General features: G+C 69.6%; 26 protein-coding genes. 10 read left to right on the forward strand and 16 right to left on the reverse strand.

Annotated features, from left to right (window positions below):
* Positions 1 to 266: 266 nt before the first annotated feature.
* The 4 genes from AB0D57_RS24875 (at position 267) to AB0D57_RS24890 (ending at position 4,386) form a co-directional block, all read left to right on the forward strand.
* Positions 267 to 1,601 (forward strand): histidine kinase, encoded by a 1,335-nt coding sequence (locus AB0D57_RS24875; RefSeq protein WP_362076917.1) that lies wholly within the window; start codon positions 267 to 269, stop codon positions 1,599 to 1,601.
* Positions 1,598 to 2,254: a response regulator transcription factor gene (locus tag AB0D57_RS24880; RefSeq protein ID WP_362076920.1), complete on the forward strand. Its 657-nt coding sequence runs from the start codon at positions 1,598 to 1,600 to the stop codon at positions 2,252 to 2,254. Before AB0D57_RS24875 ends, AB0D57_RS24880 begins: the two co-directional genes overlap by 4 nt.
* 146 nt (positions 2,255 to 2,400) lie before the next feature.
* On the forward strand, positions 2,401 to 3,369 hold the full coding sequence (locus AB0D57_RS24885) for an SGNH/GDSL hydrolase family protein (protein ID WP_362076923.1): 969 nt from the start codon (positions 2,401 to 2,403) through the stop codon (positions 3,367 to 3,369).
* Positions 3,370 to 3,648: 279 nt separating this feature from the next.
* On the forward strand, positions 3,649 to 4,386 hold the full coding sequence (locus AB0D57_RS24890) for a response regulator transcription factor (RefSeq protein WP_362077083.1): 738 nt from the start codon (positions 3,649 to 3,651) through the stop codon (positions 4,384 to 4,386).
* Here AB0D57_RS24890 and AB0D57_RS24895 read toward each other — a convergent pair.
* Positions 4,331 to 4,999, reverse strand: a complete 669-nt coding sequence (locus AB0D57_RS24895; protein WP_362076926.1) for a glycoside hydrolase family 3 C-terminal domain-containing protein — start codon at positions 4,997 to 4,999, stop codon at positions 4,331 to 4,333. The two genes, AB0D57_RS24890 and AB0D57_RS24895, sit on opposite strands and share 56 nt — an antisense overlap.
* 617 nt (positions 5,000 to 5,616) lie before the next feature.
* Here AB0D57_RS24895 and AB0D57_RS24900 point away from each other — a divergent pair.
* The 3 genes from AB0D57_RS24900 to AB0D57_RS24910 are packed head-to-tail and all read left to right on the forward strand — an operon-like array spanning position 5,617 to position 8,197.
* The gene (locus tag AB0D57_RS24900; RefSeq protein ID WP_362076929.1) at positions 5,617 to 6,033 is read left to right on the forward strand and encodes an NUDIX domain-containing protein; all 417 of its coding nucleotides are present in this window, start codon (positions 5,617 to 5,619) and stop codon (positions 6,031 to 6,033) included.
* The gene (locus AB0D57_RS24905; RefSeq protein ID WP_362076932.1) at positions 6,030 to 8,018 is read left to right on the forward strand and encodes an ABC transporter ATP-binding protein; all 1,989 of its coding nucleotides are present in this window, start codon (positions 6,030 to 6,032) and stop codon (positions 8,016 to 8,018) included. Before AB0D57_RS24900 ends, AB0D57_RS24905 begins: the two co-directional genes overlap by 4 nt.
* Positions 8,015 to 8,197 carry a hypothetical protein gene (locus AB0D57_RS24910; protein ID WP_362076935.1) on the forward strand — a complete coding sequence of 61 codons (183 nt, stop codon included), beginning with the start codon at positions 8,015 to 8,017 and terminating at the stop codon, positions 8,195 to 8,197. Before AB0D57_RS24905 ends, AB0D57_RS24910 begins: the two co-directional genes overlap by 4 nt.
* Before the next feature lie 57 nt (positions 8,198 to 8,254).
* On the opposite strand, the gene AB0D57_RS24915 is transcribed toward AB0D57_RS24910, so the two are convergent.
* A complete protein-coding gene (locus AB0D57_RS24915) occupies positions 8,255 to 9,133 on the reverse strand; it encodes a sigma-70 family RNA polymerase sigma factor (RefSeq protein ID WP_362076938.1) in 879 nt (292 codons plus the stop codon).
* Between the two features lie 94 nt (positions 9,134 to 9,227).
* Between AB0D57_RS24915 and AB0D57_RS24920 the strand changes: the two genes are divergently transcribed.
* Positions 9,228 to 9,677, forward strand: coding sequence for a carboxymuconolactone decarboxylase family protein (locus AB0D57_RS24920; protein WP_362076941.1), 450 nt, complete (start codon positions 9,228 to 9,230; stop codon positions 9,675 to 9,677).
* 510 nt (positions 9,678 to 10,187) lie between these two features.
* A complete protein-coding gene (locus AB0D57_RS24925; protein ID WP_362076944.1) occupies positions 10,188 to 11,138 on the forward strand; it encodes an alpha/beta hydrolase in 951 nt (316 codons plus the stop codon).
* Positions 11,139 to 11,286: 148 nt separating this feature from the next.
* Here the strand turns inward: AB0D57_RS24925 and AB0D57_RS24930 are convergent, their stop codons facing one another.
* The 5 genes from AB0D57_RS24930 to AB0D57_RS24950 all read right to left on the reverse strand — a co-directional run bounded on the left by AB0D57_RS24930 (position 11,287) and on the right by AB0D57_RS24950 (position 17,831).
* Positions 11,287 to 12,357: an Ldh family oxidoreductase gene (locus AB0D57_RS24930; protein ID WP_362076947.1), complete on the reverse strand. Its 1,071-nt coding sequence runs from the start codon at positions 12,355 to 12,357 to the stop codon at positions 11,287 to 11,289.
* 20 nt (positions 12,358 to 12,377) lie between these two features.
* Entirely contained in the window at positions 12,378 to 14,087 is a 1,710-nt protein-coding gene (locus AB0D57_RS24935) for a thiamine pyrophosphate-dependent enzyme (RefSeq protein ID WP_362076950.1), read from the reverse strand.
* Positions 14,088 to 14,100: 13 nt separating this feature from the next.
* On the reverse strand, positions 14,101 to 14,961 hold the full coding sequence (locus AB0D57_RS24940) for an amidohydrolase family protein (protein WP_362076953.1): 861 nt from the start codon (positions 14,959 to 14,961) through the stop codon (positions 14,101 to 14,103).
* Between the two features lie 134 nt (positions 14,962 to 15,095).
* Positions 15,096 to 16,307 carry an L-2-hydroxyglutarate oxidase gene (gene lhgO / locus AB0D57_RS24945; protein WP_362076956.1) on the reverse strand — a complete coding sequence of 404 codons (1,212 nt, stop codon included), beginning with the start codon at positions 16,305 to 16,307 and terminating at the stop codon, positions 15,096 to 15,098.
* Between the two features lie 75 nt (positions 16,308 to 16,382).
* Positions 16,383 to 17,831 carry an aldehyde dehydrogenase family protein gene (locus AB0D57_RS24950; protein ID WP_362076959.1) on the reverse strand — a complete coding sequence of 483 codons (1,449 nt, stop codon included), beginning with the start codon at positions 17,829 to 17,831 and terminating at the stop codon, positions 16,383 to 16,385.
* 206 nt (positions 17,832 to 18,037) lie between these two features.
* Here AB0D57_RS24950 and AB0D57_RS24955 point away from each other — a divergent pair, with 206 nt between their 5' ends.
* A complete protein-coding gene (locus tag AB0D57_RS24955; protein ID WP_362076962.1) occupies positions 18,038 to 18,325 on the forward strand; it encodes an antibiotic biosynthesis monooxygenase in 288 nt (95 codons plus the stop codon).
* A 101-nt stretch (positions 18,326 to 18,426) separates the two neighbouring features.
* On the opposite strand, the gene AB0D57_RS24960 is transcribed toward AB0D57_RS24955, so the two are convergent.
* The 9 genes from AB0D57_RS24960 to AB0D57_RS25000 form a co-directional block, all read right to left on the reverse strand.
* Positions 18,427 to 19,467 carry a methionine synthase II (cobalamin-independent)-like protein gene (locus AB0D57_RS24960; RefSeq protein ID WP_362076965.1) on the reverse strand — a complete coding sequence of 347 codons (1,041 nt, stop codon included), beginning with the start codon at positions 19,465 to 19,467 and terminating at the stop codon, positions 18,427 to 18,429.
* A gap of 3 nt (positions 19,468 to 19,470) precedes the next feature.
* Positions 19,471 to 19,950, reverse strand: a complete 480-nt coding sequence (locus AB0D57_RS24965; RefSeq protein WP_362076968.1) for a heme-binding protein — start codon at positions 19,948 to 19,950, stop codon at positions 19,471 to 19,473.
* Positions 19,947 to 20,750, reverse strand: coding sequence for an alpha/beta hydrolase (locus tag AB0D57_RS24970; protein WP_362076971.1), 804 nt, complete (start codon positions 20,748 to 20,750; stop codon positions 19,947 to 19,949). Before AB0D57_RS24970 ends, AB0D57_RS24965 begins: the two co-directional genes overlap by 4 nt.
* Before the next feature lie 49 nt (positions 20,751 to 20,799).
* A complete protein-coding gene (locus AB0D57_RS24975; protein ID WP_362076974.1) occupies positions 20,800 to 21,171 on the reverse strand; it encodes a VOC family protein in 372 nt (123 codons plus the stop codon).
* Positions 21,168 to 21,938, reverse strand: coding sequence for a fumarylacetoacetate hydrolase family protein (locus AB0D57_RS24980; protein ID WP_362076977.1), 771 nt, complete (start codon positions 21,936 to 21,938; stop codon positions 21,168 to 21,170). The genes AB0D57_RS24975 and AB0D57_RS24980 overlap by 4 nt, the downstream gene beginning before the upstream one ends.
* The gene (locus AB0D57_RS24985) at positions 21,935 to 23,383 is read right to left on the reverse strand and encodes an NAD-dependent succinate-semialdehyde dehydrogenase (protein ID WP_362076980.1); all 1,449 of its coding nucleotides are present in this window, start codon (positions 23,381 to 23,383) and stop codon (positions 21,935 to 21,937) included. The genes AB0D57_RS24980 and AB0D57_RS24985 overlap by 4 nt, the downstream gene beginning before the upstream one ends.
* Positions 23,384 to 23,414: 31 nt before the next feature.
* Positions 23,415 to 24,335: a VOC family protein gene (locus tag AB0D57_RS24990; protein WP_362076983.1), complete on the reverse strand. Its 921-nt coding sequence runs from the start codon at positions 24,333 to 24,335 to the stop codon at positions 23,415 to 23,417.
* Between the two features lie 264 nt (positions 24,336 to 24,599).
* On the reverse strand, positions 24,600 to 25,511 hold the full coding sequence (locus AB0D57_RS24995; protein ID WP_362076986.1) for a LysR family transcriptional regulator: 912 nt from the start codon (positions 25,509 to 25,511) through the stop codon (positions 24,600 to 24,602).
* Between the two features lie 233 nt (positions 25,512 to 25,744).
* On the reverse strand, positions 25,745 to 26,704 hold the full coding sequence (locus tag AB0D57_RS25000; RefSeq protein ID WP_362076989.1) for a sugar ABC transporter substrate-binding protein: 960 nt from the start codon (positions 26,702 to 26,704) through the stop codon (positions 25,745 to 25,747).
* Positions 26,705 to 26,721: the final 17 nt, after the last annotated feature.

Raw genomic sequence — 26,721 nt, forward strand, 5'->3', positions numbered from 1 at the left:
CGACGACGCCACCACCACCACGCCCGCCGACACGGCCGAGTCGAAGGAAACGACGACGAGGGGGCTACGGAAGAAACTGTTCCGCAAGCGTTGACGGCACCGAGTCGCAGCGGCAGCTGCCGACCACCGCTGGATCGCCGACCGGAACGGCCGGATCCCACCGACCGACTCCCCAGGCCCGCCCGCCGGTCCAATCCCCCAGCCCCCGCCCGCCAGTCCAATCCCAGGACCGGCGGGCGGCCCTCCGAGCCATGAAGGACTCCCCCGTGACCGCACCGAGCGCACCCGCCCACCGCCCGGGCGACGACCGGACCCTGGAGACCCTGACCAGCGATTCCGAGCAGCGCGTGATCGCCTCGGTCGTCTTCCGGCTGGCCGCGTTGCGGCGGGCCGACCAAGCCCACCCCAAGGTCCGGCACTGGGGTGTTCCGGTCTTCTGCGCCGCGCTCGGCGTCAGCTCCCCCCTCAACCCCTACAACACCGGCGACATCCCGGCGCAGCTGGCACTCATCGTCGCTTTCGCCGTCCCGCTCCTGTGGCGGGAGCGCCGGTCCATGCTCGTCTTCGCCCTCACCACCGCCGTGTCCGTGGCGGCCCTGCCCCTGGGGGTCATGACCGGTGCCGAGTCCGCACGCGTCGTGGCCCTCTTCAACGTCGGCCGCCACTGCACGCCGCGCCAACTGGCCCTCGCCATCGGTGTCACCACCGCGCAACTCGTCGCGTGGGCCGCCGTGTTCTGGAACGGGCGCCAGCTGGAGCACGCCACACGGCCGGAGATCGTGACCCTGATGGCGATGACCGCCATGGCGGCCTTCGCCGCGCTCGGTCTGCTGAGCCGGCTGGCGAGCGCCTACGTCGACGCTCTGAGGAAAGAACGCGACCAGCAGGCGCGTCTCGCCATCGCGCAGGAACGCGCCCGTGTCTCCCGCGAGATGCACGACATCCTCGGCCACACCCTCTCCGTCATCGTCGGCCTCGCCGACGGCGCCGCCGCCCTCACCGAGACGAAACCGGAACGCGGCGCACAGACACTCCGCATCATCAGCGCCAGCGGCCGCGACGCCCTGGCCGAACTTCGCCGCCTGCTCGCCGTCATCGGCAAGGACAGCGACCGAGCGGACAACGCGCCGCTCGCCCCGCAGCCCGGTCTGGTCGACCTGGGCTCACTGCTGGACCGCGTCCGCGCAGCCGGTCCCACCGTCATGCTGGACACCCAGGGCGACCTCACCGGCCTGCCCCCAGGTCTCCAGCTCTCCGTCTACCGCATCGTCCAGGAGGCCTTGACCAACACCGTCAAGTACGCCGCCTCCGACACCTCGGTCCGCGTGTCCCTCGCGGCCGGCCCGGACGCCGTCCACGTCACCGTCGAGGACGACGGCCCGCCCCGCACACCGGGAACCCGCCGCCCGCGAACCGGGGGCGGTCGTGGCCTGGTCGGCATGCGCGAACGCGTCGCTCTCTACCGAGGAACTGTCACCGCGGGCCCCAACGCCCGTGGGGGCTGGACCGTCCACGCGTCTCTCGTTCCCAATCCGCCCTCCCCCACCCTCGACTCCGCTCGAGCGGGGGGACCCCCATCCTCCCCGGAGTACCCCGCATGACCACAGTCCTCATCGTCGACGACCAGGCCCTGCAACGCATGGGCTTCAGCATGCTCCTGGAGGCCCAGCCCGACATGACCGTCGTCGGCGAGGCCACCAACGGCAGCGAAGCGGTCCGCATGGCGGCCGAGCTGCGTCCCGACGTCGTCCTGATGGACGTACGCATGCCCGGTATGGACGGCATCGAGGCCACCCGCCGCATCGTCGAGTCCGGCGGCCGCTCCCGCGTCCTGGTGCTGACCACCTTCGACCTCGACGAGTACGCCTACGACGCCCTGCGCGCCGGAGCCAGCGGCTTCCTGCTCAAGGACGCCCTTCCCGAGGAACTCATCGCCGGTGTCCGGGCGGTGGCCGCCGGAGACGCCGTCATCTCCCCCAGCCTCACCCGCAAGCTCCTCGACGCCTTCAGTGACCGCCTTCCCGGCCACTCCCCCGGGCAGCAACGCCGGCTCGACGACCTCACCGAACGTGAACGTGAAGTCCTCACCGCCATCGCCACCGGCTGGACGAACCAGGAGATCGCCGAACGTCTGCACCTGGCCGAATCCACGGTCAAGTCCCACATCGGCCGCATCCTCACCAAGATTGACGCCCGCGATCGCGTCCAGGCCGTGATCTTCGCGTACGACACCGGGCTCGTACGGCCGACATGACCCGGTCCACCCCGCTCGCCCGCCTCGTCCGACGCCCGGACCGTCTCCCCACGTCCCCGCCCCGTGTTCACCTCTTCGCCCCCGAAGCCGAGCCACCTCGGCAGCACCGCAGTTGAGCATCCACGACGAAGGAACAGGACACAGCAATGGGACCGTTGGCACGAACCGGCATAGGCGTGGCCCTTGCCTGCGGGGTACTGGTCACCGCCGTCAGCATCGGACAGAACTCGGACAGCGACAGTAGCGGTGACGGTGACGGTGACAAGGAACAGGCAAAGGCATCGGCATCGGCACCCCCCAAGGGGCCTTACGTCGCACTCGGCGACTCGTACACCTCGGGCCCCAAAATCCCTCCCCAGACCGGCGATCCGGCCGGCTGCGACCGGTCCGGCCGTAACTATCCGGCCGTCGTCGCAAAGGAACTGGGCCTCAAGGCGGCCGACTTCCGTGACGTCAGCTGCAGTGGCGCCACCATCGCCGACCTCACCGCTCCCCAGTCGACCGACAACGGCACCAACCCCGCTCAGCTCTCGGCGCTTTCCACCACCACGAGGCTGGTCACCCTGGGTATCGGCGGCAACGACATCGGCTTCAGCTCGATGATCACCAAGTGCGTCACCACGGGAACGCTCTTCGAACTGGCCGACAAACTCATGGACATCACCGGCAAGGCGCCCTGTCAGGAGAGGTACGCCTCTGACGGCGCCGACGAAGTCGCCGAGAAGATCCGCGCCACGGGCAACCGCCTCGCCCGAGCACTGACCGAGATCGAACGCCGCGCGCCCGAGGCCCGCGTCTACGTCGTCGGCTACCCGGCGATCCTGCCCGTCAAGGGCACCGACTGCGACCGTGGCCTGCCCCTCGCCCCTGGCGACGTCACATTCCTGCGCCAGAAGCAACGGGAGTTCAACACCATGCTCAGCGAACACGCGCGGGCTGCGGGAGCGACGTATGTCGACACCTTCGCCCCGTCGGTCGGACACGACGCCTGTTCCCCGGCGGGCACCCGTTGGATCGAGCCGCTCCGGCCCAGCAGCCCCGCAGCCATGGTCCACCCGAACGCACACGGCGAACGAGGCATGGCCACCGCCGTCCTGAGCGCCTTGAAGAACTGAGGACGCCTCAGCAGGGCAGAGCCACGGGGCCATCAGCAGCCGGCCCGCCGCGTCCGCGTCCCTCATACACCCGCGCCTGCGGGCGCGCGTGCTCAAGCGGAGCGCGCGCCCGGTCCGCTCCGGCCGCCCGTGGGGACAGACGGCCGGTGCGCGGAAGGGCGCGGTCGCGATCCGGAACATTCCAGGATGCGCGGCCGGGTCCTCACCTTCATGCTCCGCCCCGCTGCGAACATGGTCGGCCGCATGCCTCCGGGCCCGGTCCGCCGGGAGAACGCCCGCATGATCACCGTACTCATCGTCAACGACCAGACTCTGCAACGTCTCGGCCTGCGGATGTTCCTTGAAGCCCAGCCCAGCATCACGGTCGTGGGCGAGGCGGCCGACTGCGACCAGGCGATCCGAGCCGCCGGCCCTCTCCGGCCCGATGCCGTCCTCATGGACATGGGCCGGCCGGACGTCGACCGCATTCAGGCCGTACGCCGCATCGCCCGACCCGACAGTCATGTCCAGGCGCGTCACACCGATCCGGCAAGCAGGCTCCCCCCGCGGGTACTGGTGCTGGCGCCCTCCGACGCCGATGAGTACGCCTACGCCACCCTGCGCGCGGGTGCCGGCGGACTCCTCCTCAAGGACGCTCTCCCCGACGAGCTCGCCGCAGCCCTCCACACCGTCGCGCTGGGAGGCTCCGTCCTGTCGCCTCGTTTCACGCGCGCACTCATCGAGGCCGTCCGTGACCAGGGCTCCACCAGCAGCACAGACCGAAGAAGCAGGCTGTCCCGCCTCACCGAACGCGAAATCGAAGTGCTTGCCGCTCTCGCCTCCGGCTGGAGCAACTCGGAGATCGCCGAGCGGCTGTCGATAGCCCCGACCACGGTCAAGACCCACATCAGCAACATTCTCGCCAAGATCGGCGCCCGTGCCCGGGTCCAGGCCGTCGTGTTCGCCTACGAGACGGGTCTGGTCAAGCCTCTGTCCCTTCGACCCCCCGGCCGAGCAGACGCAGTGGCGTCTCGGTGAAGGCCTGACGCGTGTGCGGACGTCGCACGGCAGGACCGCCTGCGCGGTCAATCGGTTCGAGGACGTCAAGATGGCGCGGAGCGATCCGCCGATCAGCGCGGACGCCCGCCGGTACCCCGTGCTGACGGCCAGTGGCCAGAACACGGATTTGCCGGCGGCGTTCCCGCGCATGGACGACCCCGAACACGCGGTGGTCATGGTCCGGGTGTCGTCGACGAGGCGCGGCTCGCCCCACACGACCGGGTCGGTGAGGTACAGCGGGTCGATGGTGTTGGTCACGCCATCGCTCCTGAGTGCGAGCGGAGGCGCCAGGTAGGTGCCCGGCCGGCCTGGTGCCGCCCGGGATCTGCACGGGCAGGCGCCCCGAGGAGTTGATCCGCCCGGAGAAGACACCGGCGATCGCCGCCGCGCCCTCATCGCCGGGGAAGAACGCCTGCACGGTCGCGTCGGCCTTGCGGGCGTGCCGACCGATCGCGTACGGGCGGCCCGAGACCATGACGAGAACGGCGCGGTTCGCGGCCTCGAGGGCCGCCTCCACCAGGGCGTCCTGGACTCCGGGGAGTGTCAGCGCGCCGACGTCGCGGCCCTCGCCGGAGGTTCCCGCTCCGAACATCCCGGCTCTCCATCAAGAAACTCCCTCGCTTACGGCTCCGCCGGTCCCCGGCGGGTCGCCTGAACGCCTGGCTACTTGCACCGAGAGCCCATAAGAGGCCGACAGCGCAGCGCACCCCTGCGCTCGCTGCTGGAGCAGTGGCGGACGAACCACTTGCCGCACCCCGGCCGGAGCCGCGCGCTCGCACCCCCAGCCGGTGGTTTCCCCGACTCCAGCAATACCCGCTTCAAACTGCTGGCCACGCCGAAGGATGCCTGAGCGAATAGGAGTTCTGCCAGCCCTCGCAATCCCCTAGGAGGAGTACCCACACCCACAGGAGTGATCGAACGCAGCATCACGACACATCACCCCGGCATCGCTGCGGCTGGATCGAGAATGCGAAATCACGTTCTAGATTTCGCCCCCGCAGCCCCGTTACGGCGACAAACAACTCCCAGTTACCCGATCACCTGTCCGCATCAAGCCCCAGGAGCACCCATGCATACCTCGCCTCGCCCTGCCCTCGTTCATCCTCCGTTCGAAACCGTCACCGCCCCCTCTGACAGCTTCGTCCGCAGCATTGACGGCTTTGGCTGGTTCCTGGCCGGCGCATCCCGACCGGATACGAGGTACCTGGCATGACGCACTTCAGGAACATTCCAGCTGTCCTCAGGAAACCCGACTCGGCGCAGGCGCCGGGACAGCTGACCGTCGTGGGCGGCCACCTTCAGGCCGGCGAGCCCTTGGACCGGGCAGCACGCCGGGAGGCAGAGGAGGAGACCGGAGTCCGCATCACTCCAGCGCAGCAGGAATTCTGCGGGATCGTGCACCATCACGCTCCCGACGGCATGGACCGAGTCACCGCCGTGTTCGTCGCGCAGTCCTGGACCGGCGAGCCGCACAACTGCGAGGACAAGCGCGGAGGGCTGTTCTGGGTCTCGATGGAGAAACCTCCGCCGGACTGCCACCCCTACAGCGCTGCCATCTTCCAGATGCTCACCCACGGCCCTTCGTACAGGGCGCTGAACTGGCCCACGCAGGGAGGCGCTCTGTGAAGAGGTTCTTCGGGAAGGTCAGGCCGGCCGAGCCGGTTGTCTCCGACGCAGAGCGTGAACTGTTCGGCGGCCCCCTGCGCTACGACATGGGCTGGTCCCAACACGAGCATGCGCGGCTGGACTTGACCATGATGTCCGCGCTCCGATCCATGCCGAGTCTGGTCGGCGCGACCCTGCGCATGGCGTGGAACACGGATCGCCGGGCGCTCATCGCCGTCGGGATCAGCGAGATCGGGCAGGGCATTGCCGCTGCCGTCGGGCTGCTTGCCGTCAACGCCGTCATGCACGCCCTTCTCGGCTCCAGCAGCGCCGTGGAGCGACTGCATGCCCTGCTGCCCGGTCTGTTCGCCGCCGCTGCGACTGCCGTCGTCAACTCAGCTCTTGCCGGGTGGTCCACGTCCCGAGCGGGCCGCCTGGAGCCGCTCGTCGAGCGGATCGCCACCACCCAGTACCTGGCTGCCGCAGCCTCCGTCGAGCTGGAAGCCATCGACGACCCGGACTTCCGCCGCTTGATCGACATCGCCCAGTACGGCCCGGCCAGCGCCCGCCGCATGATCGGCGCCTGTGTCGCCGCGCTGAACAGCGCCATCTCCCTGGTGGCCACGGCTGGCGTGCTCACCGTCCTGCACCCAGTACTGCTGCCCATGCTGATCCTCATCGCCGCGCCGCGCGGCTGGGGCGCCATGCGCGTGGCCCAGGAGCGCTACGTGTCGGTGATGAGCTGGATCGAGCACCTGCGGGCCAGCCGCCTCATCGGCAACCTCCTGACTGAGCGCACTGCCGCCCAGGAAGTGCGCATCCACGGTGTCGGTCCGTTCCTGCTCAGCCGGTACAAGCGCATGGCCCAAAGCGCCGAGGCCGAGCAGGAACGGCTGGCCTCCAGCAAGGCGGTCACCGAGTGGGTGGCCGCCGCGCTGTCCGGGGTGGCGATGGCGGCCACCTACGGAACCATGATCTGGCTGGTCATGAGCGGGCATATGAGCCTTGCAGTGGCCGGCACCGCGGTGATCGCCGTCCGCTCCGGCTCGGCAAGCCTGGGCGCCCTGGTGATGAACATCAACACGCTGCACGAGGAGTCCCTCTACGTCCGCGATCACGGACGGTTCCTGACCGAGGCCGCCCAACGCGCCATCCCCGAGACAGGCAATCCGGTCCCGAACCAAGTCAAGCAGGTTGCCCTCGACCAGGTCACCTACCGCTATCCCGACCGCGAAACTCCGGCGTTGGACCATGTGACGCTCACGCTGCCCATGGGCTCGGTCACGGCCGTGGTGGGCGAGAACGGCTCCGGCAAGAGCACCCTGATGAAGATCCTCTCGGGCCTGCTGCTGCCCCAGGAAGGGACCGTGCGGTGGGGCGACTTGGACATCGCCGGCCTGGAACGCTCCCAGGTCTTCGACCGCGTCGCACTGCTCACTCAGGATTTCCAACGCTGGCCTGTGACGGCCGCGATGAACATCCGGATCGGGCGAGCCGACCACGACGCCTCTTCGGAAGACCTGCAAGTATCCGTCGACTACGCGGGAGCCGACTCGGTCATCGCCAAACTCCCCGACGGGTTGCAGAGCCTGCTGGCCCGCATGTTCCGCGGAGCTGTCGAACTGTCCGGCGGTGAATGGCAGAAGGTCGGCCTGGCCCGCACTCACTGGCGTAGCTCAACTTCCCAGGGAGACAGCGTCCTCATCGTGGACGAACCCACTTCCGCCCTCGATCCGGAAGCCGAGATCGAAGCGTTCGACCGCATCCGCCAGCTCGCTGCCCCGAACCGCGCTGTCGTCCTCGTCACCCATCGCATGTCCGGCGTCCGCTACGCCGATCGCATCTACGTCCTGCACCAGGGACGACTGGCAGAACGCGGCAGCCACGACGAACTCATGGCTGCCCAGGGGCACTATGCCGCGATGTTCGATGCACAAGCCGCCCAGTACGCCCCCGCCGGCACCATCCCGCGCCCCGCCTCACCCACCGTCGTGGATCCCGCATGAAACCTCCACCCGGAAGGCTCACCGTGTCGACTCCTCCTCCCACCACTCAGCCACACGAACCCAGCACCCTGCGCAGCCGCCTCGCCGATCAGCTCCTCGCAGCCGGTCACATCCACACCGCTGCTGCCCGCTTCGAACGCGGCCACCTCGTCGAACGCCACGAAGCCCCCGCAGCCTGAAACAGGTCAATGATCCACAGACCTTGGCCGCTTGACGGCAACTGCCTCGGCAGGGACTCACGCCGGATCCGGCAGGTCCATCAGCGCGAGCTTGGCCGGGTCGATCACGACGGTGATGCCGGTGATCCGGCCGTCGACGACGGTGAACGCGAGGACCGAGAGCGGGGTGCCGTCCTCGCGCCAGGAAATGATCCCCGGGAGGCCGTTGACGAGCACCGTCCGCCCCTGCGTGGCCGCGCTGGCGGACAGGTGCGCGCCGGCTGCGACCTGGGTGGCGCCGAGGGTGACGACCACGCCGGACGGGGTGTCGACGGTCAGTTTCACCTCGGGGTCGAGTACCCGCAGCAACTCTTCGAAGTCGCCGCGGCGAGCCGCTGTCAGGAAGGCCTGGACCACCTCTCGCTGCTCCCGTCCGACGCCGGTCGGTCGCTCGATCGTCTGCACCTTCCTGCGGGCGCGGCTGGCGAGCATCTTGGTGGCGGCGGTGGACTTGCCGAGGATCTGGCCGATCTCGTCGAACGGCACCGCGAACAGGTCGTGCAGCACGAACGCCAGCCGCTCGCTCGGCCCGAGGGAGTCCAGGACGACGAGGAGCGCGAGTCCGACCGAGTCGGCGAGCACGGCGTCGTCCTCGGGAGCAGGACTGTCGTCGAGCGTCACCACGAGCTCGGACAGACCATCGTCGTAGGACGCCTCCGGGCGGGCCTGGCGCGATCGCAGGACATCGAGGCTGATCCGGCCGACCACCGTGGTCAGCCAGCCGGCGAGGTTGTGGATGGTCGCCGTGTCCTGGCGGGAGAGCCGCAGCCAGGCCTCCTGGACCACGTCCTCGGCGTCGGCGTGCGACCCGAGCATGCGGTGAGCGACCGCGCGCAGCCGGTCGCGCTGGGCCTCGAACGTCTCGGCTATCGGGTCCGTCGGGCTGGTGTCGGACATGTTGTTACCTTCCTCGGCTCTGCTCCGTCATGGGTGATGACGGGCCCGGAGGGGCGCAGGTAACCGATCAACCACCGATGAAGGAGCAAGACCGATGGAAGCACGCATGACAAGCCCGGCCAATCCCGACGTGATCACAGCAATCCAGCACCTCTACAAGGCGATTCACGCCGGGGGCGTAGACAAGCACCTGCTGTCCCTGGTCCACCTGCGCACCAGCCAGATCAACGGCTGCAGCCCCTGCGTCTTCGCCACGATCCAGTCCGCGAAGAAGGCCGGTGAGACAGACGATCGGCTGCACAACGTGGTCGCGTGGCGCGACACGCCCTTCTACACCGATGAGGAGCGGGCTGCCCTCACCCTGACCGAGGCCGCCACCCGGCTCCAGGACGGCGCACCGGGCGTCACCGACGAGATCTGGGACGCCGCCGCCGACCACTTCAGCGAGGAGCAGCTGGGCGCGATCACCCTGGAGATCGCGATGACCAACTTCTTCAACCGGATCAACCACACGGTCCGGGAGCAGGCCGGCAAGACCTGGTGAGCCGGGCGGGGCGTCATCCCCCCGGAGGCCGCGCCTTCCTGACGTCAAGGGATGACGCCCCCACAGACCGAAACTCCGGGGCCTGTGGCATTCGTGACAGGCACCCCCATCCACAGGTATTGACCATTCCTCGGCCTTTTACTCTGGTCAGAGCGTGAGCAGCCCCACGCAGAAGAGCGCCGGACCATCCCCGGTGATCGCGAGTAGAGTCCGGCGCCGTCCGGCTACCACCAGGTGGCTGCGGTGAATACGCGGAGAAGTTCTGCCGGGTGCGTCAGCCGGCCTCGGGCAGCTCGGGGAGGACTCCACGAGCCAGGGTCCGCTGTTTGAGGCCCGGAAGCTGCCGGAAAATACCACTCGCGATTGCCAACAATGTCGTTCACCCCGCGGTGGGTGCGTAAGGCACCCCTGGCAATCACCTAGGAGGCTTCACCGGCCCGTGCTAGCATCACCCCACTCAATTGACAGGAATCCTGTCGATTGGCGCCACGGCTCGACGAATGGAACCGCATGTCCCTCCTCGCCCGGCCGACCGTGGCCGCCTTCGCCGCCAAGTCGGTCCAGCGCCTCGCCGTATTGGCGAGCCGACGTGCCGAAGGCCGCGGCTCCGCGGCTTCGTTGCACGGCCGGTTCCCGGAATTTCCCCGCGACGCACGCGAACTGACGGTCCCCACCTCGGTCGCTCCGGCCCGGGTCGTGGTGTACATGCCCGCGACCGAGGGCCCACCTCCGCCGGTTCACGTCAACTTCCATGGGGGTGGCTACGTCATACCCCTGACGGAAATCGACGATCCGCTGTGCCGCTGCCTCGCCGCCGAGGCGGGGGTGGCCGTGATCAATGTGGACTATGTCGTCGCCCCCCAACACCCGTTCCCCGCACCGACGCGACAGGCCTTCGAGGTCGTACGGTGGATCGCCGAGCACGGTGGGGAACACGGCTGGGACGGCAGCCGGCTCACCGTGGGTGGCCAGAGTGCCGGAGGCGGTCTCGCGGCGGCGGTGGCCCGCCAGGCGCTCGAGGAAGGTGGACCTTCGATCGCGCTGCAGGTCCTCCACTACCCACCGCTGGACCTCGTGACGAGCGCCAAGGACAAGCGTGCGGCCATCCCCAAGCCGGTGCTGCGCCCCTGGATGGCGGAGGTCTTCGACTCCTCGTACGTGCCCGACCCGCGCGAGCGCGCCGACCGGCTGGTGTCCCCCGCCCATCCGTCGGACACCGCGAATCTCAAGGGCATCGCCCCGGCCCTGATGGTCACCGCGGAGTTCGACCTCCTCAAGGCGGAGGGCGAGCGCTACGCCGGACGCCTGCAGCGGGCGGGCGCGCTGGTCCAGCACTACGACGTGCCCAACGCGGACCACGGGTACGACGGCACCGACGACGTCAAGGCCCGGGAGGTCTACGCCCTGATCGCCCGGCAGGTGCGGCGGGCCGTCGACGCCGGGGCGCCCGACGCCGGTTGACGAGGCAGCCCGACACCGGGGCGCCCGGCGCCGGTCGAGTGGGCGGCGGGCGCTTCGGAGCGGACCGGGTGGCCGGGGCGGCCGTCATACCTCGGGCGCCCCTGCCACCTGTCCCTCCATCCCCCTTCGTGGAGACCTGTCAGCCCCGCTATCGGGCTTCGGGCGGTGTCACGCCCAACTTGGCCGCGTTCTCGATCAGTTCGCGCCACACCTTCGGCGCCACCGGCACTCCCTTCGCGGCACGCTCCGCGGCCACGGAGGCGCTGCGCTCGCCGGGATAGAACACACCCTCCGCGCCGTCCGCCGGCGGCAGTCCCTTGAGGGTGCTCAGCGTGGCATCGACGGCCGCGGTGAAGCCGACCGCGTCCCCGAAGGCCGCCGGGTCGATCGCGATGATCAGGGCGTTCTGGCGGTGCTTGCGGCCCTGGGGATCGTCCGAGTGGAAGGCGGCGAAGATCGGCGCCCCGACCAGCACGCTGGTGAGCAGCTCGAAGGCGATCGACATGCCGGACCCCTTGGCGCCGCCCAGCGGCAGCGGCATGACCGCCAGCGAAGGGTCGGTGGTGGGGGTGCCGTCCTCGGTGGCGGCGGCGCCCTCCGGCAGCGGGGCGCCACTCGCCTTCGCCTGGCGGATCTTGCCCAGGGCGATGGTGGCGGTGGCCATGTCGAGCAGCAGCGGGGCGTGGCTCTCGGCGGGCACGGCGATGGCGAGCGGGCTGGTGGCCACGGCGGCGCCCTTGACTCCGGTGTAGCCCATGTTGGGCATCCCGGCGACGAAGGCGATGCCGACCAGGCCCTGTTCGGCGATCTTCGACACGTAGTAGCCGATGGCGCCGGTGTGCACGGTGCGGCGCACTCCCACGGCGGCAACACCGCTCGCCCTGGCCCGGGTCACCGCTTCCTCCGCTGCCGCGGTGAGGGCCACCGGTCCGGGCGCCCGGTCGGCGTCCAGGACGGCGACGGCGGACGTGCCGGACTCGACCTTGATCTCGGGCTTGGCGTTGGCCACGCCCTTGGCCAGCAGCTCCAGGTAGGCGGGGACACGCGCGGTGCCGTGGGAGTCGACGCCGCGCAGCGCGGCCCAGACGAACACATCGGCGGTGGTACGGGCGTGCTCGGGGCTGAGGCCGCCCTTCTCGAGGAGGGCCGCGGCGAAGGTGCGCAGCTCCTCGGCTGGGACAAGTACCTTGCCAAGCTTGGGCGTTGGGTTGTCGGTCATGGTGGCGGGTGCCTCCTGGGTCAGCGGGTGACGAGAACGTCGACGACGGCAGTGGTGCCCTCCGCCACGGCCTTGAGGGCACGCTCCAAGGCGGGGGCGAGCCCGTCCGGCGCGTCGACGGTCTCGGTGTGCATGCCGAACGGCTCGGCGAACTGCGCGAGTCGGGGCAGCCGGTGCAGGTCGGTACCGAGCCACTCCCCGGTCTCGGCGGCGGCGCCCTCGGGATAGAACCTGCGGTGGTTGAGGTTCATCGACTTGTAGACGCGGTTGTTGAAGACCACGATCAGCACCGGTAGGTCGTACGCCTTGGCGGCGTCGTACGACGGGAGGACCGGGTTGTAGGTGAACGCGCCGTCGCCGATCGTGAGGACCACCGGCCGCTCCTTGGCGGCGAGCTTGACGCCCAGCGCCACCGCGATGCCCTGGCCGAGTCCGCCCTGCACATAGAAGTACGAGTCGGGGGCGTCCTGTTGGAGATGGCGCTTGACGACCCGGCTGTGCGTGATGGTCTCGTCGACGACGATCGCGTCCGAGCCGTCGAGCAGCCCGCGCAGCGTCGCGGCGACGAGCACCGGGTCGATGCCGTCGGCCCGCGCCGCCTTCGCCTCGGCCGCGGCGATCGCGGCCTGCTCGTCGGCGTGCCGCTCCTCCTGTACTCCCCGCCGCGCGGTCACCGCGACCTCGTCGAGGTCCTTGGCGCGCTTGGTGAGCTGGCGCAGGGTGTTGGCGACGTTGCCCTCCAAGTACCTGTCGGCGAACAGGACTTGGTAGACGACGTGCGGGCGCTGCGGCACCTCGTCGATGACGACGATCTGCGCCTTGGACGGGCGCCGGCTGGGCGGGTAGAACGGGACGCGGCAGTTGACGAGGAGGATGAGGTCCGCCTCGTCCATCCACGGGCCGATGTCGCTGCCCGCGTGCAGCGGGTGGGTGCGCGGGAAGTTGCCGCACACCGCGGAGTCGGGCTCGACGACCGGGATGTTCCACGCCTCGGCGAAGGCGACGAGGGCCTCGAAGCCGCCCGCCTCGCGGCCCGCCGTCTCGGTGACGATCACGGGGTTGACGGCCTCGCGGATCATCTGGGCGACGGGATCGACCTCTTCGGGCGAGCTGTGCGTGGAGCCCGGCGGGACGATGGGCTTGGCCTCGCGGCCGTCCCACTCCTCCAGGAGGATCTCCAGCGGGATGTTGAGGTACGCCGGACCGGCGGGGGCCCGCCAGGACAGCTCCGCCGCCCGGGTGATCATCGTGGGCAGGGTGTGGACGCTGGCGGCCTCGTTGGACCACTTGGTGAACGGGGTCGCGATGTTGTGCGGACCGCCCACGATCGACAGGTTGCGGTACCACTGACCGCCGGGGTCCTGCCCCGGGCCGTCGCCGTAGGTGCTCGACTCCGAGGAGGTGACCACCATCGGGACGCCGGCGAGCAGCGCGCCGTGTACCGCCATCGACCCCTGCAGCAGCCCGGGGGCCGCGTGCAGCAGCACGCCCTGCGGGCGCCGCTTGACCAGGCCGTACCCGGTGGCCATGCCGACCGCCACCGTTTCGTGGGTGAGGTCCAGGTACTCCGGCGCCGGGGCACCGTCCCGGTGACGCCGGGCCAGGGACTCCCACACCGGGGCCCATTCGGACCCCGATGAGCAGAAGAGGTAGTCGGCACCGACGGCGTTGAAGGCCGACACGAGGGCTTCACCGCCGTCGCTGCCTGAGGTGTTCTTGCTGTCACTCATCTCTGGTGGTTCCTCAGCCCTCGATCGGCCAGTTCAGGACCTCGCTGATGCCGCGGCCCATGATCCACTCAAGCTCCTCGGGAGTGAAGTCCCAGTGCTTGGTGAACTGCTCGATCGTGTCGGTGTAGGTGATGCCGTGGCCGAGCAGACGGGTGATGTCGGTGCCGTAGAAGCAGCGCTGCGGGCCCATCTTGTCGACCATCTCGCGCACGTACTTCTCGATGTTCTTGTTCGGGAAGGGCTGCGTCGAGTAGCCGGGGAGCGCCGAGACCTTGACGTAGATGTTGGGGTGCACGGCCAGGTCGGCGGTCTCCTGGACCCAGTAGCCGATCGCGTCGTCGACGCAGCGGGCCATGATGCCCATGTGGTCGATGATGATCTTCAGGCCGGGGTGCTTGGCGGCGATCTGGCCGAGCTCACGCTTCCAGATCGGGGCGTGGACCATGGTGGGGACGCCGAGCTCCTCGGCGATCGGCCAGTACCAGTCGTTGGTGCCGTCGATCATCCAGTTACGGTCCTGCGGCCGGTGGAAGGTGAGGCGGGTGCCCTTGATGTGCGGGTTCTGGGCGAAGTCCTTCAGCATGGCCGTGCCCTCGACCTCGTCGTCCTGGGGGACGCGGGCCATGATGCCGAAGCGGTCCGGGTACGCCTCGCAGGCCTCGAGGGCGTAGTCGATGCGGTTGCCCTCCCAGGACGGCGGCAGGATCAGCGCGCGGTTGACGCCGGCCTCGTCCATCAGCTCCAGGGCCTCCTCGTAGGAGAAGGCCTCCTCGCGGTGGCCGTTGAGGCGGATCCGCTCCCGGGCGCCCGGGACCCAGGGACGGTCCGGGGTCTCTTCCAGCCAGATGTGGATCTGCGTGTCGACAACGAACATGGCGTGAGCTCTCTCTCGACGGGGGGTGTGGTCTGCGGTGGTGCGAAAGAAACGCTAGGCGGGCCGTGAGCCCTTGCAGAGCCCTGGGGATGCAAGCACTAGTTGCGCGAAACAGCGCTGCACGCAGGGCATTTTCAGGTTGCGGCGGCGGAGTCGAAAACGGTGCCGACGATGTGTTCCGCGATCGCCATGGACGAGGTCGCGGCGGGCGAGGGCGCATTGCGTACGGCCGTGACCGCGCCCACTCGATGGATGGCGAAGTCGTCCACGAGCGAGCCGTCCCTGCCGAGCGCCTGAGCGCGTACGCCGGCTCCGCCGCGCACCACGTCCGAGGCGTCGATGTCGGGGACGTACGCCTTGGCCGCCTTCATGTAGGACCGCACCGACAGCGAGCCGCGCATCTCCTTGATGCCGGTGCGCCAGTGCTGCCTCGCCAGGTGCCAGATGCCGGGGAAGGCGGCGATGCGGCCGAGTTCGCGCAGGTCGATGTCGGTGAGGCGGTACCCCTCGCGGGAGAGGGCGAGCACCGCGTTGGGGCCGACCTCCACCTCCCCGTTCACCCGGCGGGTGAAGTGCACGCCGAGGAAGGGGTAGCGCGGGTCGGGCACGGGGTAGATGAGGCCCCGCACCATGTGTGCCTTCTCCTGGGCGACCGTCATGTACTCGCCGCGGAACGGAACGATCCGCGGATCGGAGCCGTCCTCGGCGAGCTGGGCGACGCTGTCGCTGTGCAGTCCCGCGCAGAGCACGAGACGGTCCACCTTCAGCGTCTCGGCCCCGGAGGCGACCTCGATGCCGCCGCCGGTGAGCCGGGTGACGCGAGTGACGGGGAAGCCGAGCCGCACCTCGCCGCCGGACTCCTCGATGTCCTTGGCGAAGGACTGGGCGATGGCGGTGTAGTCGGTGATGGCGGTGCGCGGGGAGTGGATGGCCGCCCGGCCCATGGCGTACGGCTCGATCTCGCGGATCTCACCGGCCGAGATCCGGCGGGCGCCCGGCACCCCGTTCTCCAGGGCGTTGGCGTGCAGCGCCTCCATACGGGGCACTTCGTCGTCGGTCACCGCCACGACCAGCTTGCCGCACTCGTCGTACGGCAGGTTCCGCTCCTGGCAGTACTCGCGGATCATCGCCATGCCCTTGGTGCACAGTCGGGCTTTGAGGCTGCCGGGCTTGTAGTAGATCCCTGCGTGCACCACCCCCGAGTTGTGCCCCGTCTGGTGGACGGCGACCTCCCGCTCCTTCTCCAGCACCACGACCCGGGTGCCGGGGCGACGCAGGGCGATCTCACGGCCGGTGGCCAGGCCCACGATGCCGGCGCCGACGATGCCGATCGTCTCGTCAGCCATCGGCATCCTCCTTTCCTTGCGAGTTTCCTTGCGCGACCGCTCGCGAGAGCGTTCGCACGACCGTTCGCGCGAGCGTCACGCGCCGAAGTGGACGGCGACGGTCTTGACGCGGGTGTAGAAGCGCAGGGCTTCCTCGCCCTGCTCCTTGAACGGCGATCCGGAGTCCCGGAAGCCTCCGAAGGGGTGGTGGACGTCCCAGCCGGAGGTGGTGGTGTTCACGGCGATCTGGCCGCACTCGGCCTCGTCGGCGAAGCGGTACGCGGCGCCGAGGTCCCGGGTGAACACGGCGGCGGCGAGGCCGAAGACGGAGTCGTTGACCGCCTCGATCGCCTCCTCGAAGGAGTCCACCGGAAGCAGGGCGACGACAGGGCCGAACACCTCCTCGCGCCAGATGTCCAGGTTCGGGGTCACCTCGCCGAGCACGGTGGGGTTGACGTAGCAGCCGTGGCTGAGCGCCTGGTCCTTCGGCTGGTCGCCGCCGGCCAGGACCGTAGCGCCCTGCTTCACGGCGCGTTCGACGTCGGACAGGACGCTGTCGCGCTGCCGGGCGCTCACCAGCGGCCCCATCGTGGTGCCCTCGGCAAGGCCCGGGCCGACCCGCAGCGCGGCGGCCTCGGCCAGCAGCAGCCGGGTGAACTCCTCGTACACGGACCGCTCGACGATCACCCGGCTGGTCGCGGTGCAGCGCTGCCCGGCCTGGGCGAAGCCGGCGGCGGCGACGGCCTTGGCAGCGGCGTTCAGGTCGGCGTCGGCAAGGACGGCGGTGGCGTTCTTGCCGCCGAGTTCACCCTGGAAGCGGACGCCGGTGTGGGCGAGTTGGGCGCGCAGCCCCTCGCCGACCTCGTTGCTGCCGGTGAAGGTGAGCGCGACGAGGCGCGGGTCGGAGATCAGCGCCTCGGAGATCTCCGAGCCCCGGCCGGTGACCACGTTGAGGACGCCGGCCGGCAGGCCCGCGTCGTGCAGGGCGCGGGCGAAGTGCAGGGCGGCCTGCGGGGTGTCGGTGGCCGGCTTGAGGATCGCCGCGTTGCCCGCCGCGAGGCAGGGGGCCAGCTTGCGGGCCGGGGTGATCAGCGGGTCGTTCCACGGGGTGATCGCAAGGACGATGCCGATCGGCTCCCGCTGGAAACTGGTGCGGGTGTCGGGGCGGGCGTCGTGCAGCAGGGTCCCGTAGCCCTGGCGGGCGATGCCCGCGTAGTACTCCAGGAAGTCGGCGGCCTTGACCGTCTCCACCGTCGCCTCGGCGCGGGTCTTGCCCATCTCGGTGGCCAGGTCCTCGGCGATGTCCGCGACGCGTTCGCGCAGCAGCCGGCTCGCCTCGGTCATGATCCGGGCGCGCTCAAAGGGGCTGGTGCGCTTCCAGACGGCGAAGCCGCGCTCCGCGTGGTCGTAGGCGCGGGTGACGTCGGCGGCGCTCAGCGCGGGAACGCGGGCGACGGGGGTGCGCAGGTCGGAGGGGTCGTGGACGTCGATCCACTCGCCCGTCGCCACCCACTCTCCGCCGGAGAGCGTGTCCAGGGTTCGCATGAAGATCACTTCTCTCGTCTGCCGCGGTGCGGGCCGCGGTCAACCAGATGGGACGGCCGGGGGGCCAGACTGACAACACACGAAGAGGCACCTCGGCGACCAGCCCCGCGGGGGCAGACATTGCTTTCGCTCCGCGCGGGTCGCTCATCAGGGGATTCGTGCTGGAATCGGCGGGCCCTACCGCACAACCCATCCGGAGGAAAGACATGGCGTTCGCTGTCGTCGCCCACTACCGGTGCGCACCCGCCGACGAGGCCACCGTGCGCGCAGCGCTGCTCAAGATGCGTGACCTCACGCCGACCGAGCCCGCGAACCTCGCCTACGAGGTGCATGCCGAGGCCGACCAGGCGGGTTCGTACGTGCTCTACGAGCAGTACACCGACCGGGCCGGCTTCGAGGCGCACAAGGCGACGGATCACTTCGCGGAGCTCATCGTGGGGTGCGTGCTGCCGCTGCTGACGGAGCGGACCGTGACGTTCGCCGAGGTGCTCTGAGAGCCGAGGATCTCTGAGCAGAGGTGCTCTGAGAGCCGGGGTCCCCTGAAAACCCTGCCGGGAAGCGCGGACGCGCTTCCCGGCTCTTCGTCGGCCCTGGATCAGAACTCGTTGCCCCAGCAGTAGCGGGCGAGGGTCTCCACCAGGACCATCTTGCGTCGCTGGTCCTCGGCGCTCAGCAGTGGCCGGGCCGCCGAGTCGGCGAAGCCGCGGGACGGTGCGATGGCCATGTCCTCGATGTCCTTGAACTCGGCACCGGCGTCGATCCGGGCCATCACCGTGTCGATGTCCTCGAGTGCGGGCACGGTCGCGTCCACGACGCCCAGGCACACGTCCCGGTCCTCGGGCAGGGCCTTGAGGAGATCGAGTTCGGCCTCGGTGCCCTGGTCGTACGGCAGGACCCACCGGTCCGCCGGGACCTCGCCGTACAGCCGCTCGGCCCGGGCCCGGTCCACCACGGCGGGGGCCGCCCAGCCGGGCGAGACGCCGATCCGTACGCCCTCCGGGCGCTCGTCCAGTCGTACCGCCAAGGCCTCGACGGCCAGCGCGTCCTCGAAGGAGAGCACGCCGGGGGCCGACGGGTCCACGGCGATGTGGCCGAGCAGGAGCGGGTTGTTCAGCTGGATCAGGCGCACGCCGCGGGAGACCAGCAGTTCGATCTCCGCGTGGATGATCTCCGCGAGTGCTTCGCCGAGTTCACGGGCCGAGGCGGGGCCGCCCGACGCGGCCAGTTCCGGCGCGAAGGCGGTGGCGGCCAGATAGGCCGGGGACGGCAGGGAGACCTTGGGGGCGATCACCGTCAGCTCCGACAGCCGGTCGGCCCAGTCGGCCACCAGCGGGCCGTTCGCCTTCGGCAGCGACTCCGCCACCCAGCGGGGCAGGCCGTCGGGGGTTTCCTCCTCCGTGCGGCGGAATCCGGAGACGGCGTCGAAGACGGCGCCGCGGAAGTCCTCACGGGGGAAGTCCCCGTCGGTGACGACCGTGGAGCGCAGCCTGCGCTGCAGGACCACCGCCTCCTCGACCGCCTTGACCTCGGCCGCGTGCAGGGCCTCGGGGTCCCCCGCCGCCCGCGCGGCGAGGAGCTCGGCGGGGCGGATCAGGCTGCCGTGGTGGTCGATGCGGTAGTTGAACGTATCCGCCATGGCTCAGGCGTCCTTTCCGGTGTCCCCGGCGGGCTTGCCCGCGACGCCCCAGGCGGCGAACTCCAGCTCGTAGCCGAGAGATTCGAGGACGTCGTCGGCGACCTGCTGGTCCTCGTCCGCGGTGCCGCCGGCGATGCCGAGGCCCCCGATGATCTCGCCGTCCTTCTTGATCGTGACGCTGCCCTCGGTGGCCATGATCGGCAGGGCCGCGCCGGGCAGTTGGGAGAGCTGGGAGAAGAACACCGGCTGGCTCTCCTGCCACTTCTTCAGCATCTTGCCGGGCCGCTGCATCACGGCCGCGGTGTACGCCTTGGCGCGGGCGATGTCCGGGGTGAGCGGGCGCGCCCCGTCCGAGCGGCGGACGCTGACGACAAAGCCGCCCGCGTCCACCACGGCGACGCTCACCGCCTTCCCCAGCGAGTGGGCGCGCTTGAGGGCCGCGTCGATGATCTCGTCGGCGGCGTCGAGGGTGAGGCTGCTCATACGGCTTCCTTCGGTGCGGTGAGGGTGCGGCGCAGGTGGGCGACGGCCGCGTTGTACTTCTGGGGCGTCTCCCAGTACATGGAGTGCGGGGCGTCCGGGACGATCTCCAGGTGCGAGCCGGGCAGCAGCTCGTGGGCGCGGGTCACGGTCTTCACGCTGAGCACCGCGTCCTTCTCGCCGGCCAGGAAGGCGACCTTGACGCCCGAGGCCTGGATGTCCTCCAGGGACGGGCCGTTGGTGTCGAGGTTGCGCAGGTCGGCCATCTTCGCGACGTTGAAGGTGCCCATCTGCTGGAAGAGGAAGGTGAGGTCGGCGCGCTCCTGCTGGAACGTCTTGGTCAGCAGCCGGTCGATGACCGGAAGCTTGACGGCCTCGGCGCGGTCCGCGGCGGCCAGTTCCTTCAGCTCCGGGTGGCTGATGCTGCCCAGGGAGTGGCCGAGGGCCACCGAGGACACCCGCTCGGGCCGCAGCAGAGCGGCGCGCAGTGCGGCGACGGAGCCGATGGACTGGCCGACGAGCATGACGTCGGTCAGGTCCTCCTGGTCGAGCACGGCGACCACGTCGCCGGGGAAGTCCTGCCCGTCGAACTCGGGCTTCGAGGAGTGCGGACGGGCCGGGGCGTCGGACTTGCCGAAGCCGCGCAGGTCCACGGTGACGACGGTGAACTCCTCGCGCAGCGCGGCCACTTGCTGCCACCAGGCGGCATGGTGACCGCCGCTGCCGTGCACGAACAGGATCGCCGGACCGCTGCCGTGGCGCTCGTAGTAGATGGAGGTGCCGTCGGAGTCGGCGATGGGCATGGGGATGAACTCCTAGCGGTGCTGGGAATGAACTCCGGTCGGAGCGCGATCAGTTGGGGCGCTTGCCGTGCCAGACCAGCTCGATCATGGTGTGGTCGGGGTCGTGGATGTAGCAGAACTTGGACTGGTTCTCGGGGCGCTCGATCGGGCGGGTGTGCCGGATGCCCAGCTCCTTGAGGTGGGCGAGGAAGTCGTCCCAGTCGTCGACCTCGACCGCGAAGTGATAGGGCGCCATGCGCTCCATCTCCTCGACCGGGGTGAAGTGCAGGTCGAAGTTGCCGCGGGTCATCAGCACCACGCGGGTGTTCGACTTGGGCATGATCCGCTTCATCCCGAAGACCCTGGTGTACCACTCGGCGGTCCGGTCGGGGTCGGTGGTGGGGAAGTTGACGTGGTGGATGTAGCGGGGTGCGTTGCTCATGCGTGGTTCCCTTCTGGATGTACGGGGTTGGAGAGCACGCCGATTCCGCTGATCTCGACGTCGACGGTGTCGCCCGCCTCGATCTGGCAGGTGGATTCGGCGCCCATCCACAGCACGTCGCCGGGGTGCATGGTGATGTGCTTGGTGATCTCGACGATGTAGTCGAAGGGGTCGAAGACCATGTCACCGGTCGGGAACGACGCGCGGTCCTCGCCGTTCACGCGGAGCGTGGTCGTCTGCGCCAGGGCGTCCACGTCGGTCTCGATCCAGGGCCCCATGGGTTTGAACGAGTCGCTGTTCTTGCTGCGCCAGAACGTACGGTCCTGGTGCTGCCAGGTGCGGGCGCTGACGTCGTTGCCGATCGTCCAGCCGAAGACGGACTTACGGGCTTCCTCATGGGTGGCGTGTCGCAGGGTGCGGCCGATGACCGCGACGAGTTCCGGCTCGGCCTCGAACCGGCCCGCTACCTCTTGTGGCTTCACGATGGGCGAAAGGTGGCCGGTCAGCGCGTTGTTGGCCCGGTAGCCCACCTCTGGGCGGGTGGGGACCTCGGCGCCGGCGTGCTCGATGTGCCGCGGGTAGTTGAAGCCGACGGCATAGAACACGGGCGGGACGACGACGGGCAGCCAGGTCGCGGTGGCGCGCGGCACCGTGCCGATGACCGTGGGGTCGCCATAGAGGGGGGACTCGGACAGCAGCTCGATGTCCTCCTCCCCCACGCGGCCCCACACCGCTCGTCCGCCGACCGAGACGCGGGTGTACCTCATGGCACCAACAGGTGGGAGACACGCTTGGTGATGAGGTACGCGTCGAGGGCCTCGGGGCCGCCCTCCCTGCCGTAGCCGCTCTCCTTGACGCCACCGGAGGGGGCCTCGCTGACGGAGCCGCCGCAGTGGTTGACGGACAGGATCCCGGCCTCCAGCTCGCGCACGAGGTGCTCGGCGGTGGCGGCGGACTCGGTGAACCCGTACGCGGCCAGCCCGTACGGCAGCGCGTTCGCGGTCGCGAGCGCCGCGTCGACGTCACTGAAGGGCACTATGGGCGCGATCGGGCCGAACGGTTCCTCGTGCAGGAGCTCCGCGTCCGCCGGCACGTCGGTGAAGACGGTCGGCGCGAAGAAGTAACCGGCGCGGTCCAGGCGTTCACCGCCCGTGCGCACCGTGGCTCCGCGGCGGACGGCGTCGGCGGTCAGCCGCTGCATCGCCTGGAGCCGGCGCTCGTTGGCGAGCGGTCCCATGGTGGTGCCCTCGGCCAGGCCGTCACCGACGACGACCGCCTCGGCCGCCTTCACGAACTCGGCGGTGAAGTCCTCGACAAGGCTCTCGTGGACCAGGAACCGGCTCGGCGAGGTGCACACCTGCCCGGCGTTGGCGAACTTGGCCTGCGCGGCGCGACGGGCGGCCTTCGCCGGGTCGGCGTCGGCGCACACGATCACGGGGGCGTGGCCGCCCAGTTCCATCAGGGAGGGCTTCATGACCTCCCCTGCGGCGGCGGCGAGCAGCTTGCCGACAGGGACCGAGCCGGTGAAGGCTACGAGGCGGATGGCCGGGGAGGCGATCAGATGGGCGGAGACCTCGGCCGGTTCACCGAAGACGAGGTTGAGCACTCCGGCCGGAAGGCCCGCGTCCACGAAGCACCGCACGAGGGCGGCGGCGGTGGCGGGAGTCTCCTCCGAGGCCTTGATGACGATGGAGCAGCCGGCGGCGAGCGCGGAGGAGATCTTCCGCATCGGTCCGCCCGCCGGAAAGTTCCACGGGACGAAGGCGGCGACGGGGCCCACCGGTTCACGGCGTACGGACAGCAGCGTGCCGGGGGCGGACGGGATGATGCGGCCGTACGCGCGCCGGGCGTCGTCGGCGTGCCAGCGCAGGGTGTCCGCGACCCGGCGGGCCTCTCCGGTCGCCTCGGCGAGGGGCTTGCCCTGCTCCAGGGTCATGGTCCGGCCGACCTCCGCGCTGCGCTCGGTGAGCAGGTCGGCGGCGGCGTGCAGGAGGGCGGTGCGCTGGGCGATCGGGGTGTCGCGCCAGGTCCGGAATCCCTCGGCGGCCGCGTCGAGGGCGCGGTCCAGGTCGTCGGTGGTGGCCAGCGGTACTTCTCCGATCACCTCCTCGGTGGCCGGGTTCACGATCGGGGCGGTACGTCCGGTGCCGCCCTGGCACCACTCGCCCGCGATGTACATGCGGACGGCGGGGTAGCCGTGGTCGGTGCTCATGGGTGCCCTTTCAGGCTGGCTGAATGGTGGATCAGGAGGCGGGGGCGTCCTGCTGGTCGCGGTTGGTGCGCAGCGCCCAGATGTGGTGCGGCGGGGTGGTCTCGTGGAAACGGGTCTCGTAGGTGTCGTCGACCCGGTCCATGTCGGCGGCGTATTCGACACGTCCGCCGCACGGGGCGTGCAGAAAGCGGAAGACGTTGGAGCCGACGGTGTGGCGACCGAGCCGGCGGGCCTCCCGCCAGCCGTGGTCGATCATGTAGTTGCCGCCCTCCACCACGTCGTCGAAGCCCGGGACCTCGTAGGCGATGTGGTTGACGCCGGCCCGGTCGGGGCGGTGGCACAGCAGGATGGTGTGCTGGTCGTCGTCGCCCGGGGCCTGCATGAACACGCCCATGGGCTCGACGACGTCGGTGGGCCGGAAGCCGAGGCGGTCCACGTAGAACCCGACGGCTTCCTTGCGTCCCTCCTTGATGATGTTCAGGGCCACGTGGCACATGCGCAGCGGGCGTATCCGGGTGATGGGCTCCAGCCCGGTGTTCCAACGGTTCACGCTGCCGAGCGCGTTGGCGGGCCGGGGCGTGACGTCCGCGGCCTTCGGCCGGGCCAGGGTGAGTCCCACCCCGAATCCGGTCTCGTCCACGGTGTGGTGGACACTGTCGGCGCTCTCACGGATCGCGCGGTCCCGGCCCACGGCCGTCACCAGCCGCTCCAACTCCTGCGGGGTGTCGACTCCCCACACCACCTCCCGGAGGGTGGGGCCGGCTTCCACCGGCGGAGGAAGCAGCGGGCCGGGGTCGGTATCCAGCCGGAGCGTCTGCCCGGTGAGGGTCTCGAAGACCGCGTGCTCGTCGGTCCGCTCCAGCAGGAAGAGTCCGAAGTCGTCGAAGAACCGGACGCATTCGTCGAGATCGTCGATGGTGTAGGTGACCGATTCGATTCTCTGGATTCCCATGGATTCCTCGCTTAGGGCCTGTCCGGCGGATCACGCCGGAGACGCGGGGTCTGGTGCGCCGATCTGCGGCGTTGCTTCCCTCCGACCTGATCCGCCGGACAGGCCCTGGTCGCAGATCGCGCCTGCGGTGCTCGTACGGTCACCGGTTCCCCGCGATCGTAGGTTTGCGGCTCTGACGGCCTCAACAGCCTGGTCGCGCAGGCATTGCAATCGTTAGTTGCGCTCTCGGTCGTTTGCTCACGGTCCTGACCGGACAGGGTCAGATCACCGATCCATCGCCGGAATGGGATTGCCCGAGAACCACTCGGTGAGAAAGTCGAGGAATACGGTGACTTTCCTCGGGGTGGCCTGACCGGGGCCGTAGATCGCGTAGAGCGGGCGGTCGGGCACCGCGAGCTCGGGGAGCAGGACCCGCAGCGCGCCGGACATGAGGTCGTCGTACGCCGGCCGCTGCGGCAGCAGGCCGATGCCCAGGCCATGCACGGCGGCCTTCTGCAGGGCGATGTAGGAGTTGGACGAGAACGCCACGTTACGGATCTTGTGCAGGGTGGAGGCGTGTCCGTGCCCGATGCGCCAGACGGGGTCGTTGACGTGCACGAGGCAGTCGTGGTGTGCGAGACCGTTCGGCTCGGTGAGCGGGCCCTTCCGGTCCAGGTACTCCTTCGACGCGCAGAGCACGAAGGGCAGCGAGGCGATCTTCTTGAGCCGGACGCTGGAGTCCCGCAGGTCCCGTGTATGGAAGGCGACGTCGAATCCGCTGTCCAGAAAATCGTAGGTACGGTCGGACATGCCGCCCAGCTCGAAGCGGACATGAATTTTCGGGTGTGCCGCGGAAAACGCGGCGATCGCGTCTCCGAGGTCCAGGCTTCCTATCCACTTGGGACAGATGATGCTGAGCGATCCTTCGGCGCGGTCGTGGAGGTGCGAGAGAACGGCGTCCTCCGCGTCGATTTCCTCGAGTATGCGCGCGGCGAATTCGGCGTACCGCTGGCCGGGTTCGGTGAGGCTCACCGACCGGGCGGTGCGGTTGACGAGTCGGACGCCCACCTGCCGTTCCAATTCGGCGACATGTCGTGACACCAGCGAGCCCGATGAGCCCAGCTTCTTGGCGGCTCCGCTGAAGCTGCCGGCCTGTGCGACGGTGACGAAGCTGTGCATGAGGAGCAGACGATCCATGATTCCTCCGGAGGCCCACCTCACCAGGGGTGGGCCCCGGCGGCGGTGCCGGTCGTACGGGATGTGCGGGTGGTGCGTCCGCCCGCGGAACGGGTTTCACGAACGGTCGGCGTGCGGTCGTGCCGCGCCGGAAGGTCCTCATAGCGGCTCCATCAGGACATTCCGGCACTGCGTGCGGCGGTCGGGCGGCTCAGAACGCGGTGAGGCAGGCACCGTTCCCCAAGCGGATCCTGCTACTTGGGGCAGTATTGAGGTGCCTCGCTCACGTTGCCCTCGGTGACCAAGACAAGTGGAATGTTGGCAATTTTGTCAACGTCCTTGTCCTTGTCAAGTAGTCCGATCGTGTTCTTGACCGCTGTCTGACCGATGGTCATCGCCGAGTTGGCGACGGTGGCGGAGAGGCTGCCGCTCTTGACCGCGGCCAGGCCGTCCTCGGTGCCATTGACGGTCACGATCTTGACATCCTTGGCGCCGGCCGCGTCGAACGCCTTGCGGACGGCGAAGGCCATCTCCTCGTTGGCGACGAAGGCGTAGTCCAGGTCGGGATTTGCCTGGATCATGTTCTCGGCGACATCCTGCGCCTTGGCGGGGTTGAACATGCCGGGCTGGTTCGCGACCACCTTGGCGGTCGACGGCAGGGCGTCGGTGAAACCGCCCACCAGCAGGTCGGAGGCCGCACCCGGGGCTCCGGCGACGATGCCGACCTTGACGTCCTTACCGGCGGCGTCCTTCTCGATCCAGCCGGCGTCCAAGCCGCCGACCTTCTTCAAGTCGACCTTGGCGACGCCCAGGACGTCCGACATGTCGTCCGTGGCCACGGAGGTCAGATAGATCGGGATACCCGCGCTCTTGGCCTTGGCTATGTCGCCCTCGAGGGCGTCGACATTGACGGTCTGCACGATCAGGGCGTCGACGTTCCGCGCGATCATGTCCTCGATGTTGGACAGCTCTGTCCCGGCATCCTGCTTGGAGTTGGCCGTGTAGACCGTGGCCCCCTCCGCCTTGGCCGTCTGCTCGACGGACTTGAGCAGACAGGTGTGGAAGTGGGTGTTGGCGCCGTTGACGAATCCGAGGGAGACGGAGCCGGCGGCGCCCGCGCCGTCGGACTCCGAGCCGCAGCCGGAGAGCACCAGGGCGGCGACGCCGACGAGCGAGGCCGCGACTGTGCGGCGGGGGCGGGCTGTGGACTTCATGGATTACGCCTTTCCTG

It is taken from the genome of Streptomyces sp. NPDC048275, from assembly GCF_040652275.1.
Taxonomy (GTDB): Bacteria; Actinomycetota; Actinomycetes; order Streptomycetales; family Streptomycetaceae; genus Streptomyces.